Below are 17,721 nucleotides of genomic sequence, written 5' to 3'. Positions count from 1 at the left end.
GTAAGATCAAAGATGCCATAATTAATAAATTATTGGTGTGCAAAATGTGTTAAAAAATTAACGAGTTTTAAACGCGGCACCGTGTTATAAATACAAACCTGATTATATTTTTTATTTAACTGGTGTCGTGTCTAAAAAAAATAAGATTCCTTCGAAAAGCAGTGTAGTAAGGGTTACAACAGAGCCGTGTCAAACCGATTTGCCCAAAATAAGGCAGTTTGAGCAGTTGCTTGAAGTCGATAAAAGCCGCCTTTATGCATATATCCATGCATTTGTAGGTGATCCCAGCGCAGCAGATGATATTTTTCAAGAAACCTGTCTAACGCTTTGGCAAGAGTTTGATAAATTTGAGTTGGGGACAAATTTTTCAAAATGGGCCAATGTCATCGCTTACTATCGCATAGAAAATTTCCGCCGCAGTAACAAACGCTATCAACTTGGCTTAAGTGAAGATTTTTTAAATGAATTTAGTCACAACATCAGCGTTTTTGAAAGTAATCGGGACAACTGGGAACAGAAGTGGCGACATCTAGAACATTGTCGTTCATTACTATCTGCGCCCCTAAAAGAGGTTTACCAAAGCTTTTACCTAGAGAGCTTAACCGCTAAACAAATAGCAACTAATACCGGTAGATCTGTGCATGCAATTCGTAAAGTAATACATAAGATACGCACTCAGTTACTAGCTTGTGTCAACAAAAAACAACAAGAGGCATCTTCATGACGCAACAAGAGCAATTTCCAGAGGTAAGCGCCATTGCTGATGCTGTCTGTTCAGGCAATGCCACCCCAGAGCAAATGAAAAAACTTGAGCAATTGTTACAAGGCAATGTTGAAGCTCAGCAATTTTATTACGACTATATCAATATTCATGCTCGGTTAAGCGCAACACCTAAGCAGGGTACAGCAGTTGTGTACCGCCGAATAACGGAAGAGTTGGTGATAAAAGCCGATGAGCCAACCTGCCCTGAAGAACAGCCAAGCAAAGTGCTTGAACACCAACAGCCAAAAGAGAACAAGAACAATATCACCACCAAAAACATGCTGTTATCGCTACTGGCATTCATTGTTATTGTCGCTAGTTTATTTTGGATTTTTGCTCAGCGTACATCACCGTTAATTATTGCAAATATTATTGACGGTAAGGTGACGGTTGTTGGGCAGGGGGATATTCAAGATAACGCCTTGCTGGCAGGGGTATATCTCACTGAGCAACAAGTAATAATTAAACTACTTGATGGAGACATTTTACGCCTAGGTCCGAACTCCCTGATTAAACTCTTTAATAATAGAGAGGTAAGATTAAGGGCAGGAACACTAAGTCTTGAAGCTACAACAAAAACAAGCACCCTAATTCATACTCCGGCAGGCATGTTGCACTCGAACGGTAGTGATCTAACCGTAGATTTAAGGTACACCGCCCCTCGAGTAACCAGCGGCAAAAATACCGTATTAGTACCTGCTCGTTGGCGACCTAAACACTTTTGGCCTTTTAACACTAACAGCGATCGCGTTGTTGATAGCGCCGGTAGTGCCGACGGCGTGATGGCGACAGGTGCCATACGAGTGCAAGGTCTTGTAGGACAAGGAGCAATCAAGTTTGATAATAGCGACAATGCACGCATTGATTTAGGCAATGGCGGTAGTACCGTACGAGGTACGGGCTCATTTTCTGCACCTGACGGGGTGACTATTGAAACACTGATCCGTCCAGAGCTGTCAGGTGCATCGGGGAAAATACAACAAATATTTCGCAAAGATAGTGGCGGTGGCCGTATACAACTGAGTTTTGAGCGGCAAGCCGACCACAGCAGATTAAGTTTTGGGTTATTTACTTTAGGGCACGGGTATGATGAATTAACACTGCAGCTTGATGGCCGTGACGGCCGTTTCAGTCTCGCTGATTTAACCGACGGCAATTATCATCATATCGCTGCTACTTATAACGCGGACACCGGCGAAAAAGCAATTTACATAAATGGTAAAAAACAAATATTTTACCAATACCCTCCCGGTTCAAAAATGGTAAGCGGAGGTCCAGGATCTGCGATGATCGGCAATACGCCGCGAAAAAGATTTTGGGATAAAGAAGCATTTTCTGGCGTTATTGATGAGGTTGCTTTCTACGACTTTGCTTTAACAGAGTATGCGATTAATCTGCACTTAAACAATATTAAACAAGGCTTTAACTATTATGGTTTGCCAGCCAATACCTCGGCTAATAATATTACATTACCAGAACGGCCTCGCATTAATTTAATGCCCAACACCACCTATGAACTATCACCTACTTCAGGCTTACCGAAAAAAATAATCGCTAATTAGCAATTTAGCTTTTAGTTTGCCCATGCGCTTGTTAACGAGCGCGGGCTCGTTGTCGACGCTTTTAAGGTGGTTTTTGACTCTACTCGCCAAAAACCAACTTTATCTAATTCAATGTCATCTACAATAAGCTGACCTCTTATTTTTCATTTTTATCCTTACTAGGGGGTAGTAATCATTGGTCAATACGACTTTACGTTATAGACCAATTCTTTTTATAACCAAACTAGTGGTCGTTAAAAAAGCCGTTTTGAGCAATAAATTGCCCAGCGCTTACCATAATGCTGGGGCAGTAAGTCAATGAATATCGTAGAGTGAATGTCTGTTTAGACAACAAGACGCAACGCTACTAGTTATTTAACGTTGTCAATAACTGCTCAGTTTACAGGGATAATAACCACTACAACAAAAAAGCAGAGCAAAAAAATGTACAAAAACATATTTACACTATCGGCATTAACCCTTGCTTTAGCAGCATGTGGCGGAAGTGGCGATAGCGATCAAACAATTAAAGATAAAGAAAATGACCAACGAGGCGCGCTCAGTATCTCAGGTAAGGCAAGCTACGGTGAAACGCTGGTGGTTTCGATTAATGATCCTGATGGTTTATCCAATGTAAATAGCATTTCTTATCAATGGCGGCGCAATGCCATCAGTATACCGGGTGCAGATAGTAAAAGTTATCTTATTCAAAAAGCCGATCTAAACGCTACGCTCGGGGTTGCCGTCAATTATGTTGATGATAAAGGCTTTAGTAGTAGCTTAACTGCCGAGCAAACAACTAAAGTGCCTTTGGTAAACTTCGGCGGCGTACTAAACATTGAAGGAATTGCCAAACAAGGACAAACCCTTGAAGCAATACTGGCTGATGATAATGGCGTAAAAACCTCAGCTACGACATTTATTTGGTTTGCCGATGGCGAAGCAATTTTAAATCAGCACAGTAGCGCCCTCACACTTAAACGAGCGCAGGTCGGAACAAAAATTACCGTTCAAGCCAGTTATACCGATAGCCATGGCTATGAGGAAACGCTAACGTCTACAGGCACAGCGGCAGTTGCCAAAATAGATAATTATCAAGGGGTAATATCCATTACCGATAGCAACGGTGGAAGCCCTGAGATGAAAGTAGGTGCCACTCTGAGAGCTAGTATTGACGATTTAAATACAGTTACGGGCACGGTTGAATATTTTTGGTATCTTGATGGCGATTTAATTAGTGACCAAAGTCAAGCTAGCTATACCCTTATAGAAGCAGATAAGGGTAAAAAAGTATCCGTGAAAGCAGAATATACCGATGCAGATGGTTATGCGGAATCCGTTGTTTTCGACAGCAGTGACATTATCACCTCAAGTTCAGTAATTCCTAACGGACAAGATTTCGCTGTTGGTGCAAGCCTTGTCGGAAATGATCCTATTGCACGCAATAGCGCTGTCACCTACGAAACCTTTGCTGGCGGAGGCTGGAATTCACAATCTTTTTTACAAACTTATCATCCAGGATTTGACCCAAGCCTACCTAAATTTTTTCTATTCACTCAATTTCAGGGGCCGCATTCATTTGTCGCAGAAACGGATATCGTCCGTTTAGGTAATTATTCAGCAAAATTACATTGGAAACATGAAAACCCAGAGCAGTGGAATGGCGACCCGAATAAACTTGATAACACCGACAGAAAAGCCATGTTTCATGGCAAAACCGCAAGCAGTAATAGCACTACACTTTGGTATGGCTTTAGTACCTACTTCTCAAGTGAAGAATTTACCTTAACCGGCGAGCAAAGCGCACTTTTTTTTCAGCTTCATGGCGCTAAAGATAAGGGCGAACCAAGCCGGATCCCTCCCATCGCATTAACCGTCAGTTCAGAGGGCTTTAAAGTCGGCTATTCTTGGGATGCGTCCGCATTGAGTACCAGCACGCAAGGTGAGGGACAATTACATGTTGATGTGCCAGTAACCTTATCCAAATACCGAAATCGTTGGGTTGATTTTGTTCTACAAGTTAAAACCAACCCATTTGAACAAAAGGGCTTTATTAAGCTGTGGATTGACGGTAAACAAATGGTTAACCATCACAATATCCAGTTAGGTTATAACGATAAAACAGGACTTTATCCTTCTTATGGTTGGTACATTTACGGCGATAACTGGAACCGTGACTCTGACGCGATTATTTATATGGATGAGTTTCGTCAGGCAGAAGGCGAAAACATCAATTATTATGATATTGCACCAGGTTATTTTGCTAATTAACGTACGATTGAAATAGCGAGATTTTTAGCCATTAATCAAACTAGGTAACGACCTAGGTGTAAATTTAGCTTACACCCAATCCACTTGAAGATACATGGTTCAGCAAGTGGACTGGCTATATAAGCAATCCAGTTATTTTTCTATAATCCTAATAATTTTTTGATGTTAGGGGTAGTAATTAGAAGCCGTTATGACTCTACCGTTGTAAGACAAGATATTGTGTGATTTTTGCGCAAAAAAGTTTACTTGTTGGTCAGGACAGAAGTTAAATCAACTATCTGTTGAAAGCCCTCTTAACGACAATTCATATTAAATAAAGTGGTACCAAACTGTTTAAGTGAAATGGAGTAAGAGATCAGATAATAATAATTGGAAATATCAATATGATACATCAATATACAAAATCGATAGTTAAAATGGCAGTAATGTTGGGGAGTCTCAGTATCAGTGCTTTTAGTTACGCTCAAGATTATCCCGTGGGGCAAAACCAGGCAGGTAATGGCGGAATTGAACGCCTTACACCACGTATACAGGAATCATTTGAGGGAGGCGGTTGGAATGCCCACAATTTAATGGGTACCTATTCACCAGGCCTTGATGAGAGCTTACCTAAAAGTTTTAAATTCAAACAATTTCAAGGGCCGCATTCTTTTAGCGCTGAAAACACCATCGCTCGCGCGGGTGGATATTCTGCTAAATTGCACTGGAAACATGATAATCCTGCACAGTGGAATGGTGATATAAATATAATTAATAACACCGATCGCAAAGCGATGTTTCATGGCCCAAATGCCAGTGGTAATACGGCAACTGTTTGGCATGGTTTTAGCGTTTACTTCCCAAGTAACTCAACTAAATTAACGGGCGAACAAGGCGCATTGTTTTTCCAATTGCACGGTGACCCTGAGCGAGGTGTTGGTGAGCCCAGTCGAGTACCTCCTATCGCACTAACAATGCATCAACATGGTTTTAAAGTTGGCTATTCTTGGGACTCTAATCGTGTCAGTACCAGTGTGTTTGGTGAAGGTACCGGAAGTTTTGAAGTTCCTGCCAATATGGATAATTATAAAGACCGCTGGGTTGACGTTGTGATTCAAGTTAAAACTAACCCATTTACGCCAACAGGTTTTGTGAAAGTCTGGTTGGATGGTAAACAAGTACTAAGTCGTGACCAAATTCAACTTGGTTATAATGACGAACGTGGCCTGTACCCATCTTATGGTTGGTATTTATATGACAGCAATGTGAATCGGAATAACGACATGGTTATGTATTTAGATGACATTCGCCAAGTAGAACATGTAGATGCTGATTATTTTGATGTTGCACCAGGTTATTTCCCGCATAAATCTAAGGGGGCTGTAGATTATTGCCCAAATACTGACTTGAACCCTGCGGCTGAAACGTTTGGTTTTGAATATGCCGTAATAGAAAGAAGCGAGCTTGCCATTAACGAGCCGACAGATATTGCGTACGGTGCTGATGGTCAATTTTCGTATTTATACAATCAAACATCTGATATCACCTGTAATAATTCAACATTTGGCGGTGATCCTATAAGTGGTCATCCTAAACATTGTTATGTTCGTCCTGCACAAACTCCGAATGGGCCGCAAGGATATACTTTTGCAACTGAAGCTAAAACTGAATTTACTGTAACAGGTACAGTAAATATTGCCTATGGTGCAAATGGCCAATACAAATATAAGTATAATATTTACAACAATTCAGTATGCGGTAAAACGACAGTGAGTTGTGAAAATTCAACGTTTGGTGGTGATCCGAACCAGGGTATAAAAAAAGAATGTCATTACCAAGAGGTTATTCCAAATGGAGGTCCCAGTGGCTATCTGTATGCTGGAGATGAGAGTACCACACTGTTACTAAATAAAACCGTAGATATTGCTTATGGCGCTAATAAAAAATTTAAATACCTAAATAATCAATCGGGTCAAGTTGCTTGTAACAATGCAACCTTTGGTGGCGACCCAATCAGTGGTGTTAGAAAAAGTTGTTATATCAAGAGTAGATTGTTTCAAAAGTTAAATTAACGATCGTCTCGTGTTGATGTATTAAACCTTAATATCAAGCACTATGGCAAAGCCAGTTTACAAAACGAATACCTGCATGGGTATTCGTTTTTTTGTTGCACCTGCATCACTGGTTAACGGCTGGGTGCCCGCAAAAAACAGTTTTTTATACGGAATGGTGCAGCGTTCAATATCATCACCAATAATTATTTTTGCTTATTTTTTCTCGAACTTATGGGTAGTAATTTTTTTATTTTTGACTTTACTGCTGTAAGACAAATTTTTTAGCACTGAAATTTTATGAAGAACTTATAAAGTAACGAAAAAAAAGACTTGCTATGTAATATTCTTCAATGAGGTAGAAATGAAAAATATAATAAAAAATAGTTATATCCTAGCGTTGGTTACAGGATTGTTTACGGGGGCTTTGACAGCACAGCCGGTGCCGGTTTCATGGTGGGATGCGAAGTGGATCGCTCTTGAGGGAGATCCCAGACCAGCTTCGCCGCTGCTAGAGCGGACCTTCACCAGACGCAATAATCCCACAGCACAGGTAAAATCGTTTCCTGCACCGCTAATGCGGCATGAGTTTAAGGTGACAAAGCCGGTAAAAAGTGCGACGGCTCATGTCAGCGGGTTGGGCTATTTCGAATTCTATCTGAACGGCTCGAAAGTGGGCGACCATGTGCTCGACCCCGTACAAACCACCTATCATAAGCGCGCCTTCTATGTGACCTTTGATGTCACCAAACACCTACAATCCGGCGGTAATGCAGCGGGGTTAATGCTAGGTAATGGTTTTTACGGGCAGAACTTTGCTTTTTCACGCAGATTGAAATGGGGTAAGCCCCTCGCTATTGCCTTGTTAGAGATTGAATATACCGATGGTAGTAAGCAACAGATCACTACAGGACCACAGTGGAAAGCGACTACCGGCCCCATTCTTTTTGACAATATTTATGTGGGCGAAAGCTATGATGCACGGTTGGAACTCCCCGGCTGGAGTAAGGCTGGCTTTGACGATGCCGGCTGGGTGTCCGCAACAGTTGTTCCATCGCCTACTGAGCAACTTATTGCCCAATCGCAGCCACCAATGAAGAAAGTTAAAGCGATTAAACCGACAAATATCACGCCATCTAACGACGGCGGATGGATTTTGGACATGGGCACCAACATGACCGGTTGGTTGCAGATCCGGGTACAGGAAAAGCGCGGAACACAGATTAAAATGCGTTTTGCAGAACACCTTATGCCCGACAAAAAATCAATAGATACCCAATCTACTGGTGTTAGTGTCATGGGTAATGACCAGACGGAATTCTATATCAGCAAGGGCGATGATGTAGAGGAATGGGAGCCGCGCTTTACCTATCATGGTTTCCGTTATGTGCAGATCAATGGTCTTTCAGCTAAACCTCAACTAGATGATTTTACCGGCTGGCTGGTTCGCACTGATCTAGCGCGTATTGGTAGTTTCGAATCTTCAGATCCCTTACTAAACAAGTTTTATAACATCTCACTTTGGACGATCGAAAGCAACCTGCAAGGTATCTTAACCGACTGCCCACATCGTGAAAAATGTGCTTGGTTGGGCGATATGCATGCGACCGCAGAAACCATAAACATGAATTATGACGCGCGCAGTTTCTGGAGCAAGAGCACCAATGACTTCAAAGCACTGCTCGGTGTTTCACGTTTGGTACCTCAATACTACCCTAAGAGCGACATCCCGCCAAAGGATCCGCGTGCTCCGGCCAATATTGCTGTTGGTAGACGCCTTTGTGGGCAAGCTCGGGCTGATTGGGGCCTAGCTGTGGTGCTTGTGCCATGGTACAACTGGCTCTATTCTGGTGATCAACAGACGGCGGAAGATGCCTGGCCAATGATGAGCGGCTACATGGACTACCTCGGTGAATATGAAGTTAAAGAGAACCTCATCAAAAAAGGTTTTGCTTGGGGGGATTGGTGTCCGCCGGGTTCAAATGCTAAGAGAGATACTCCGCGACGATTGTCAGCTAGCGCGCTCTACTATCAAAGCGCCGAAGCATTGAGGACAATGGCCAAGCTATTGGGTAAACCAAACGAAGAAAAGAAATATACAGAGCTGGCGAAAGCGATCAAAGACGCTTTCAATAAGGAGTTCTACAATGCTGATTCAGGCGATTATGGTTCGCAAACAGCAACCGCCATGGCGCTACACCTAGGCCTAGTTCCAGATCAGCAACGTGCTGCCGTTGCCAAGGCATTGGCTGAACGCATCGTTAAAGTAAACAAAGGACACTATACAACGGGTATTCTCGGCCACCGCGGCTTGTACACTGCCCTGAATGATTCGGGGCATGCGGAGATTACCGACTTACTGCTCCATCAACGAAGCTACCCTAGCTTGGCATACATGACTGAGACCCATGATCTGACCACATGGCCAGAAGTACCTTTAGAGTGGTCAAAGGAAGAGCGCTATCCGCGGAACTCATTCAGTCACCCCATGCACAGCGGATTTGCCGCTATGTTCCATGAAAGTATTGGTGGTATCAGGCCTGATCCTGCTCACCCCGGCTTTGAACGTATCATTTTGAAGCCTAGTTTTCTTCCTAGTCTAAAATGGGCGAAAGCCGAGCATCGTTCGCCGTATGGCCTGATCACCAGCCATTGGCAACGTAAGGGAAGCTCAGTGATTTGGCAGGTCAGTATTCCGACCGGCTCATCGGCGTTGCTCGAGTTGGCGCAACTGGGTGCGCAGCAAGTTGTCGTCAACGGACAATCGGTCGCACACACTGGCGTTGAGTTATCATCCGGACAGTGGACTATCGAAATAAAATAAGAAAGAGATGAATCGTTGCGCAAGAAACCACGAATGTTTATTCGAGGGGAAATGCGCAAGCTGTTCATATCACTATGCCAAGACGTGTACCAACCATGTTCTTGGCTCTTCTTATTTTGGTATGGTTTAACAGTCAGCAGAGCCTATTAATTGGAGAAATCATCAGATGGTATTGTTTAAAAAAGCCTTGATGCTACTTGTACTGCCCTTGGTAACGATATTTGCATTGGCAAATAGTCATCAGCAATTACAGCAAAAACTTCAGAATGCACTGGAGTGGCAAATTAACTCAATTGTGAATTCGCCCATTGAAGGGATATACCAGTTGGATACCGAACGCGGTATTTTTTATGCGTCAGCGGATGGAAAGTACCTGATGCAGGCACGTATCTACAATGTGGAAGCGGGTATGCGTGATGAAACTGAAGCAGCATTGAAAGCTGTCAGGCTAAATGGCGTCAAACGCTTTGTAGGTGATGCTATTGAGTTTAAAGCTGACAATGAAAAGTATGCGGTGACGGTATTTACCGATCTTTCTTGTGCATATTGTCAACGCATGCATGAGCAAATGAGCGAATACAATAGCATCGGCATTACCGTGCGATATCTGGCATTTCCTAGTGCTGGTTTATCTAGCCAAGGATTTGACGACTTGATCTCGGTATGGTGTGCCAAAGATCCTAAACATGCGATGACATTAGCCCAAGCAGGCAAGCCTATCGCAGCTAACAGTTGCAAAAACTCAATTGAAGAGCAATTTCGTTTTGGGCAACAAATAGGTATAAACGGCACCCCAAATATAATTTTGCCAGACGGCAGTATTATTGCCGGCTATCAATCAGCATCTGAGCTGCTTATGACACTGACAACACCTCGTTAACTCAACGCACTATACGTCTGGAATATACACCCCAAGCTACTTGAAAATGCATGTTCCAGCGCTATCGCAGCGCTTCCGCTACACTGCTTCCGCGTCCTGCTCACGCTAAGTACCTCCGTCCATAGAGGCAAGGCGTGTTGGCGATGGCATGTAGCATCTTTAAAATCAACACAACGCAGTAGTGCAAGTATTGCGAAGCTCCCAGCGGGAAGGATTAAAAGCATTATTTACTTCAATGGCGGCACTAATAATTATTTTTGCTTATTTTTTATTTTTTCTTATTTTTTATTTTTTCTCGAATTTATGGGTAGTAATTTTTCCCTTTCTGACTCTACTGCTGTAAGACAAATTTTTTAGCACCGTAGTGGCCAGAAATGTGATGAGCAATTACTTGCGGTTACTCCACAATTATTTCGAGAGTCTTGATGAAGAATTTATTAAAAATAACCCTATACAGCCTTGTTATCTTGACTAGCCAGCACAGTTTTGCAGCTACTGATGACTTAAAATTGGTTTTTGACACCCCTCCAGCTCAGGCTAAGCCATTTGCACGTTGGTGGTGGAATGGTAACTGTGTGCGTAAAGAGCAACTGTTACGCGAGCTAGATATTTTAAAAGATGCTGGTTTTGGCGGCATAGAAATTAATCCCATCATGATGCCAATTACCGATAAAGGCATTACCCAGCAATGCCATGAATGGTTAAGTGACGATTGGAATGCCTTACTAAAGTTCACCATTACTGAAGCTAAAAAACGTGGCTTAAAAAGTGATGTTATCGTCGGCTCTGGTTGGCCATTTGGCGGGCGATTTTTAAAAGATGATGAGCTATTACAAAGAATCGTTATCAATAAAATACCCTTAAAAGGGCCTGTCGACTTTGCTCAAGACCTTGATACTCTGCTAACCCCGCCAGGTGGAAAACAAATTGAACCTAAGCTAATGTTCTTATCTCTAGTGCCTAAAAACATCCAAAAACTAGACCAAATTGTCGACCTTATGCCGAAGGTTAATAAGCAAGGCAAGCTCGTTTTTCAATTAGATCGCGGTGAATATGATTTGTATGTTGGCAAACTGCAAACCGGGTTTCGAAAAGTTACCCATGGCGCGCCCGGCGCTGATGGCCCGGTATTAGATCATTTTAATAAAGTTGCAGTACGTCGATATTTAGACCGTATGACCGATGCTTTAGCTAACGTATTTGATGGCCAACTTGGCGAGCATGTGCGCTCGGCATTTTGCGATAGTATTGAGCTTTCAGGGGCAAATTGGAATGCAAATTTTGCCAAGCAATTTAAGCAACAAAATGGCTACGATATTCAGCCATGGCTACCATTTGTGGTGATGAACAAACACGAGCATGCCAGCGTTGATTACAGCCCTGAATTTAACGATAAAATTAAGCGTGTGCGTTACGACTTTTATCAAAGCTTAGTCACTATTTTTAACCAGCAGTTTGTTGAAACTTTCCATGATTGGGCCAACGAACATGGCATGAAGTCTCGGTATCAAGCATACGGTGCGCCATGGCTGGTCGGTATTTCCGAAGGCAATATGTTGGTTGATATTCCCGAAAGCAACAACTGGCTATTTAGAAACCCTAATGCATCTTGGGTTTGGAATATATACGCTTCGTCTGGCGGCAATATCAGCGGTAAATCGGTGATCTCATCAGAGTCAATGACCAATACCAAAGGGGTATTTCAAACTACGCTAGAGCAAATTAAGCAGGCTGATGATGACAATTTTATTAGTGGTCTTAACCATAGCGTGGTGCATGGCTTTAACTACTCGCCGCCTGAAGCGGGTTTTCCGGGATGGGTACGTTATGGTTCATATTTTAGTGCCCACAATACCTGGTGGCCTTATATTTCACGGTGGACTCAATACAATGCGCGACTATCTGCGGTATTGCAAAAAGCCAAACCGACCGCAGAAGTTGCTATTCTCGCACCGTTTGCTGATCGCTATTCAGAAACAGGCTTGGCGCGTGGTGCGATTCAACAAAAACCACGGTTCGCTCATGCGTTATGGCGCTCACTCAGTCAATTAGGTTACGACTCAAATTATTTAAACGAACAGCTTATCCAGCAAGCAACAGTCAAAAATGGTTTATTGCATATTGGCCAGATGCACTACCAAGTGTTAATTATTGCTGGTGTTACTAGCATGTATCCGCAAACAGCAAAAGCCATTGATAACATCGCTAAAAAAGGCATTAACGTTGTATTTATCGACAAGCTGCCGAGCCGGTCGCCAGGTTTACAAAACGCTGAAAAAAATGACCTTAGTGTCAAGCAAGCGATAACCTCTGCAGTTGAGCGTAAAAATGTCAGTTTGGCGCTACCACCAGCGTCTGTTAATGAAGGTTTACAAAACGATAATCCCCAGCCATTAACACTGTGGTTACAGCAAGCGGTTTTAGAACAAAGCATAACATCTCCCGTTAACATTCGCTCACCACAGCTAGGGCTAATGCAAAGGCATTATCAACACGGCGACCATTTAGTTGTCTTTTTCTCAAACCAGAATCTAGACAAAAATGTCAGTACTACGATTGAATTTCAAGGCGTAAATAGCTTGGTGCCTTGGCAATGGTCTGCTGAAACGGGCGAGCGAAAGAAACATAATTTTGATGCTACAAACAAAACAACTAAGCTAAATCTTGCGCCAGCTGAGTCGTTATTGTTGGTGTTCGATAATCATCAAGGCCAAAGCTCTAGCAAAGTTCAACAACCAAACTTGAGAAGTAAAACCACCCTTAAAGGCCCATGGCAAATCACTTATATGCCAAGAGCGGGACAATCGTTTGTTAAAAAACAAAGCTCACTGCAAAGTTTTGTAAGCGCTGACGATGAAAGAGTACGCAACTTTGCTGGCCTGGTTCATTACCAAACATCTGTACGATTAAAAAATGGCGACTATCTAGACTTGAACGATGTAAGCGGTGGTATCACCGCAGTTTACCTAAATGGTAACAAGTTAGGTAACCGGTGGTATGGCAGCCACCGTTATAAAATTGCTAACGCTTATGATGACAAGCCTAGCCAACTGAAGATCGTCTATACCTCGACCTTAATCAACGAAATGATTGCCTTGAAAAAAACTAGCAAGACAGCTACACAGTGGACTGGCAAAACAAAAAAAACTAAAGAAGTGTTACCACAACAACAAGGCATTATTGGCCCAATTAGGGTTTACGAGGCCTATTGATAAGTCGTCACCATAAAATATCGATTTCGAATGCTGGTAGCTAGGTTTCGGCTAACAAGCATTCGGTATCGAGCTTAGCAAGATCTATTTAATTACCAACAATCAACTTGGAAGTGTTATGAAACGTTTATTAAAAAAAATAACTACACATGCCCCCTTAGCTGGCGGCCCCGCTCGTTTTAGACCTGGCATAGTCATATCAGCGATCTCACTGCTCTCATTAATATCAGCTTGTAGTTTTCTTGGTACTACAGACCTAAATAACCGTGGCCAATACGACACTAAGCCAAGTATTGAACAGGCTACCGTTGAAAAAAAACCTAATATATTATTTCTGTTAGCGGATGATCACCGCTGGGACTTAATTGGCAAAATACACCCGATTATTAAAACCCCCAACCTTGATGAATTAGCCAATAAAGGCACTTTTTTTAGTAAAGCTTTTGTCACCACGCCTATTTGTGCTGCCAGTCGGGCAAGTATTGTAACAGGCCTTACCGAACGCACCCATGACTATACCTTCTTGCGCCCAGAGGTGTCACCAGAAGATACGGCAATCACTTATCCTAAGTTGTTGAAAGAGCATGGCTATAAGTCTGCATTTATTGGTAAATATGGTATGGCGCTGTCAGGCGATCTGTCTGCACATTTCGATTACATTAAACGTCTACCTATCTCAAAAACAGGCGTTCATAATGGCAAAACCATACCGCAAACCTATTATATGGCGGAGCTTGCCAAAGACTTTATTGAACAAAATAAAAACACGGATAAACCGTGGACCATGTCGATTAGCTTTAGAAACCCACATGCCCACGATAGAGATAAAAAAGACCAATATCATTATCCGGCAGAGCTAGAAAGCCTCTATCAAGATGTCACTATCCCGCCAGCTAAGTTTTCTTCAGATGAAGATTTTGCCGCACTACCAGACTTTCTCAAAAAATCAATCGCGCGTGAGCGCTGGCACTACCGTTTTGGCAGTGAAGATATCTATCAAAGAATGGCGAAACGTCATTACCGCGCTATTACAGCCGTTGACAGTGCTGTCGGTATGATCTACGAAAAACTCAAAGAAACCGGCATGGCTGAAAATACCATTATTATTTATACCGGCGATAACGGTTACTCGATGAATGAGCGTCAACTAGCCGGTAAATGGTTTGGTTGGGATGAAGATCTACAAGTACCGTTAATTATTTTTGATCCTCGTCAGCCAAAAGCACAAGTTCGTGAAGAAGTGGCATTAAATATTGATATTGCGCCAACCATACTAGACATGGCCGGTGTTGAGATCCCTAAACGCTATCAAGGAAAATCGCTCACCAAGATTGTTGCCGGTGGCACTGAGCAATGGCGTAACGAGTTTTTCTTTGAGCATATGTACCACTCAAAACGTGCTGATATTCCACCTACGGTGGGTGTTCGTACCGACGAATGGAAATACATTCGTTTTTATAAAAACAACTACGAACAACTTTACCACTTAAAAAAAGACCCGCAAGAGTCAATTAACCTTGCAACATCAGCGTCACATCAAAGGGTACTTAACACCTTAAGGCAGAAAACCAACGATTATATTGATCAATACGAAGCACAGCGCAGCGATACCGTAAAAAAACGCGGCATTGATGGGGTAAAAGGTACTGATTACATTAGCAAGGGGTCAAAAAATTTCTAACGACTTTTTAATTAGCGAGGCAATACCGTTTATTGCCTCGCTAATTACCCATTGACTGCTTACTCATTAACTTAGCTATTAACTTAACGATAAAACACAGCTAGCAAATAATGTTAAACGTCTAAAATTTAATAAATATAACCAAATACAAGAGAGTAACTTTAATGAAATTAAAAACTTTATTAGTAACCTTCACTTTAGCTTTGACGGCAGCTTGTGGCGGTAAGCCAACACCATCAAGCACAGCTGTGATAGCAGATAATGCTAAACCCAATGTTATTATGATTGTTATCGACGATTTAGGTTGGTCTGATGTTGGCTACAACCAAACGACAGACTACTTTGAAACCCCTAATGTTGATGCGCTGGCACAACAAGGTCTGGTCTTTGATCAAGCATACGCAGGCGCAGCCAATTGTGCACCAAGCCGAGCGGTACTTATGTCTGGTCAATATGGCCCTCGCCATGGTGTCTATACGGTATCGCCCTCAGACCGAGGTAATGCAAAAACACGCAAGCTTATCCCAATAAAAAATAAGCGAGGCATTTCTACGGACGTTATCACCATAGCGGAATCCTTGAAAACCGCAGGTTATGCTACTGGTACTTTTGGCAAATGGCATTTAGGCGCAGATCCAGATAAACAAGGTTTTGATGTAAATGTTGCTGGTAGCCACCAAGGCATGACCTTGCATTACTTTAGCCCATACAAACTACCTAATATTAAAGACGGCCCTGAAGGGGAGTACTTAACCGAGCGTTTAACCAATGAGGTCATTGATTGGGTAAAAGCAAGCAAAGACCAACCGTTTTTTGCTTATGTACCTTATTACACGGTGCACACCCCTTATCAAGCCGTTGTTGATAAAGTGAATAAATACCATAAAAAAGGCATTAAAAGTAAACGAGAAGCGACCTATGCAGCCATGGTTGAACATATGGATGACAATGTTGGCCGAATTATAGATATGCTAGCCTCAGAAGGTTTAGCCGAAAATACCCTGGTTATTTTTACCTCTGATAACGGTGGTTACCGTATGTCGTCATTCCCAACACCACTTCGCGGTGGTAAGGGCTCTTATTATGACGGTGGTTTACGCGTGCCATTAATTGTTCGTTGGCCAGAAAAAATTAAACCAGGCCTTGACCATACGCCGGTAATTAATGCTGATTTCTACCCAACTTTAGTTAATTTAACTCAATCAAAACAACCAAACCAAGTGTTAGATGGTGTTGATTTAACTGCGCACTTATTAGGCCAGAAAAAAATAGCCGAGCGCGATTTATTCTGGCATTTCCCGATTTATTTGCAAGCACATCATGCCCAAACCGACCAAGGGCAAGATCCTTTATTTAGAACTCGTCCAGGTAGTTCAATCAGAAGTGGCGATTGGAAACTGATCCAATACTTTGAAAACAATGAGTATGAATTATATAACCTTGCTAATGATTTAGCGGAGCAAGACAACCTTGCAAGCGATAATCCAAGCAAGGTCGCAGAGTTAAAAGCGAAACTGCAAGCATGGCAACAACAAACAGGCGCAGATATACCAACCAAGCTTAACCCTGAATATGATGCGGCCATTAACCAGAAGCTCATTGATAAAATATTAGCGAAAAAGCAGCGTCACTAATTTGTAGTTATTGCCCAAGTTTAGCTAAAGCTTAAAATTTAAAACAGCATATATACTCAAGCCTCATTGGAAATGTATGTTTCAGAGCTATCGCAGCGCTTTCAATACAAGGCGTGTTGACGAAGGAATATAGGCACCTTTCAAATCAACACAACGCAGTAATGTATGTGCTGCGATAGCTCCCATTGGACAAGGCGTAAAAACATTTATGCTGCGCTATTTATTTTGACAAGGTTCCCACATGGATGTGGGCATTAGGGTAACACAGCAGCCGTTACCGAGAATAGCCATACTCTTTAATCAATGCCTTGCCTAAATACTTTTTATCTCTTGCTGGTATCGAACATTTCCAAGTGGCTTGGCTATAGTTACTGTGGTGTTTTTTATGCTTAGTTTTGACGTTGTACGACGCTTTCAATACAGCTCAGCTCTATTAGGTCATTCAGCTGTTAGCACCTCGAAAATTTATATTCACGTATCACAACAAATAGCCAAGGTGTTATAGCCCGTTAACTAAGCTGACCGAACCCAGTGTGCGTTAATTGGCAGCTAGCTGACTGACCTGTTCTGGTTAAACTTCTAGTATTGCGTTTATCTCTAACTAATATTAATGGTTGCTTTTTCTTTTAGACAATAGCCACTCACTAATATTACTTACATAGAGCGGAACTATAAAACTGCGATTAAAACCAATCTGTGGTTAATTAGTGTTTTGCTAATATTTTAATCAGATAAGACAGTAAAGCATTATTCTGCTCAGCTATCTATATTCCTATTACTGCTGATCCCCTAATAAAAAATATTACCAATATTACGGTTCAATTTTGCTGTTGAACTAGCGACTAGTAATTGAAAACGGGTTTGATGTTGATCCGTTTCGGTAGA

The 17,721-nt window shown here is 42.2% G+C and carries 9 protein-coding genes; all 9 read left to right on the top strand.

The window, feature by feature from the left end; all coding sequences use genetic code 11:
* Positions 1-127 precede the first annotated feature (127 nt).
* The 9 genes from XM47_RS18365 (at position 128) to XM47_RS18325 (ending at position 16,836) form a co-directional block, all read left to right on the top strand.
* Positions 128-724: a sigma-70 family RNA polymerase sigma factor gene (locus tag XM47_RS18365; protein WP_245623502.1), complete on the top strand. Its 597-nt coding sequence runs from the start codon at positions 128-130 to the stop codon at positions 722-724.
* On the top strand, positions 721-2,325 hold the full coding sequence (locus XM47_RS18360) for a LamG domain-containing protein (RefSeq protein WP_048695881.1): 1,605 nt from the start codon (positions 721-723) through the stop codon (positions 2,323-2,325). Before XM47_RS18365 ends, XM47_RS18360 begins: the two co-directional genes overlap by 4 nt.
* Before the next feature lie 423 nt (positions 2,326-2,748).
* Positions 2,749-4,575 (top strand): heparin lyase I family protein, encoded by a 1,827-nt coding sequence (locus XM47_RS18355; RefSeq protein ID WP_048695879.1) that lies wholly within the window; start codon positions 2,749-2,751, stop codon positions 4,573-4,575.
* Between the two features lie 383 nt (positions 4,576-4,958).
* A complete protein-coding gene (locus XM47_RS18775) occupies positions 4,959-6,626 on the top strand; it encodes a heparin lyase I family protein (protein ID WP_053084629.1) in 1,668 nt (555 codons plus the stop codon).
* A 343-nt stretch (positions 6,627-6,969) separates the two neighbouring features.
* Positions 6,970-9,429, top strand: coding sequence for a family 78 glycoside hydrolase catalytic domain (locus XM47_RS18345; RefSeq protein ID WP_048695878.1), 2,460 nt, complete (start codon positions 6,970-6,972; stop codon positions 9,427-9,429).
* A gap of 190 nt (positions 9,430-9,619) precedes the next feature.
* Positions 9,620-10,309, top strand: coding sequence for a thioredoxin fold domain-containing protein (locus XM47_RS18340; protein ID WP_048695883.1), 690 nt, complete (start codon positions 9,620-9,622; stop codon positions 10,307-10,309).
* A gap of 425 nt (positions 10,310-10,734) precedes the next feature.
* Complete coding sequence (locus tag XM47_RS18335; RefSeq protein WP_048695876.1) at positions 10,735-13,521, top strand: glycosyl hydrolase; 2,787 nt, start codon at positions 10,735-10,737, stop codon at positions 13,519-13,521.
* Between the two features lie 118 nt (positions 13,522-13,639).
* Complete coding sequence (locus XM47_RS18330; RefSeq protein WP_048695875.1) at positions 13,640-15,202, top strand: sulfatase family protein; 1,563 nt, start codon at positions 13,640-13,642, stop codon at positions 15,200-15,202.
* 164 nt (positions 15,203-15,366) lie between these two features.
* Entirely contained in the window at positions 15,367-16,836 is a 1,470-nt protein-coding gene (locus XM47_RS18325; protein ID WP_048695873.1) for a sulfatase, read from the top strand.
* Positions 16,837-17,721: the final 885 nt, after the last annotated feature.

The organism is Catenovulum maritimum (assembly GCF_001050375.1).
GTDB lineage: Bacteria > Pseudomonadota > Gammaproteobacteria > Enterobacterales > Alteromonadaceae > Catenovulum > Catenovulum maritimum.
The sequence above is the reverse complement of the archived record's forward strand: the minus strand, read 5'-3'. Positions and strand labels throughout refer to the sequence as shown.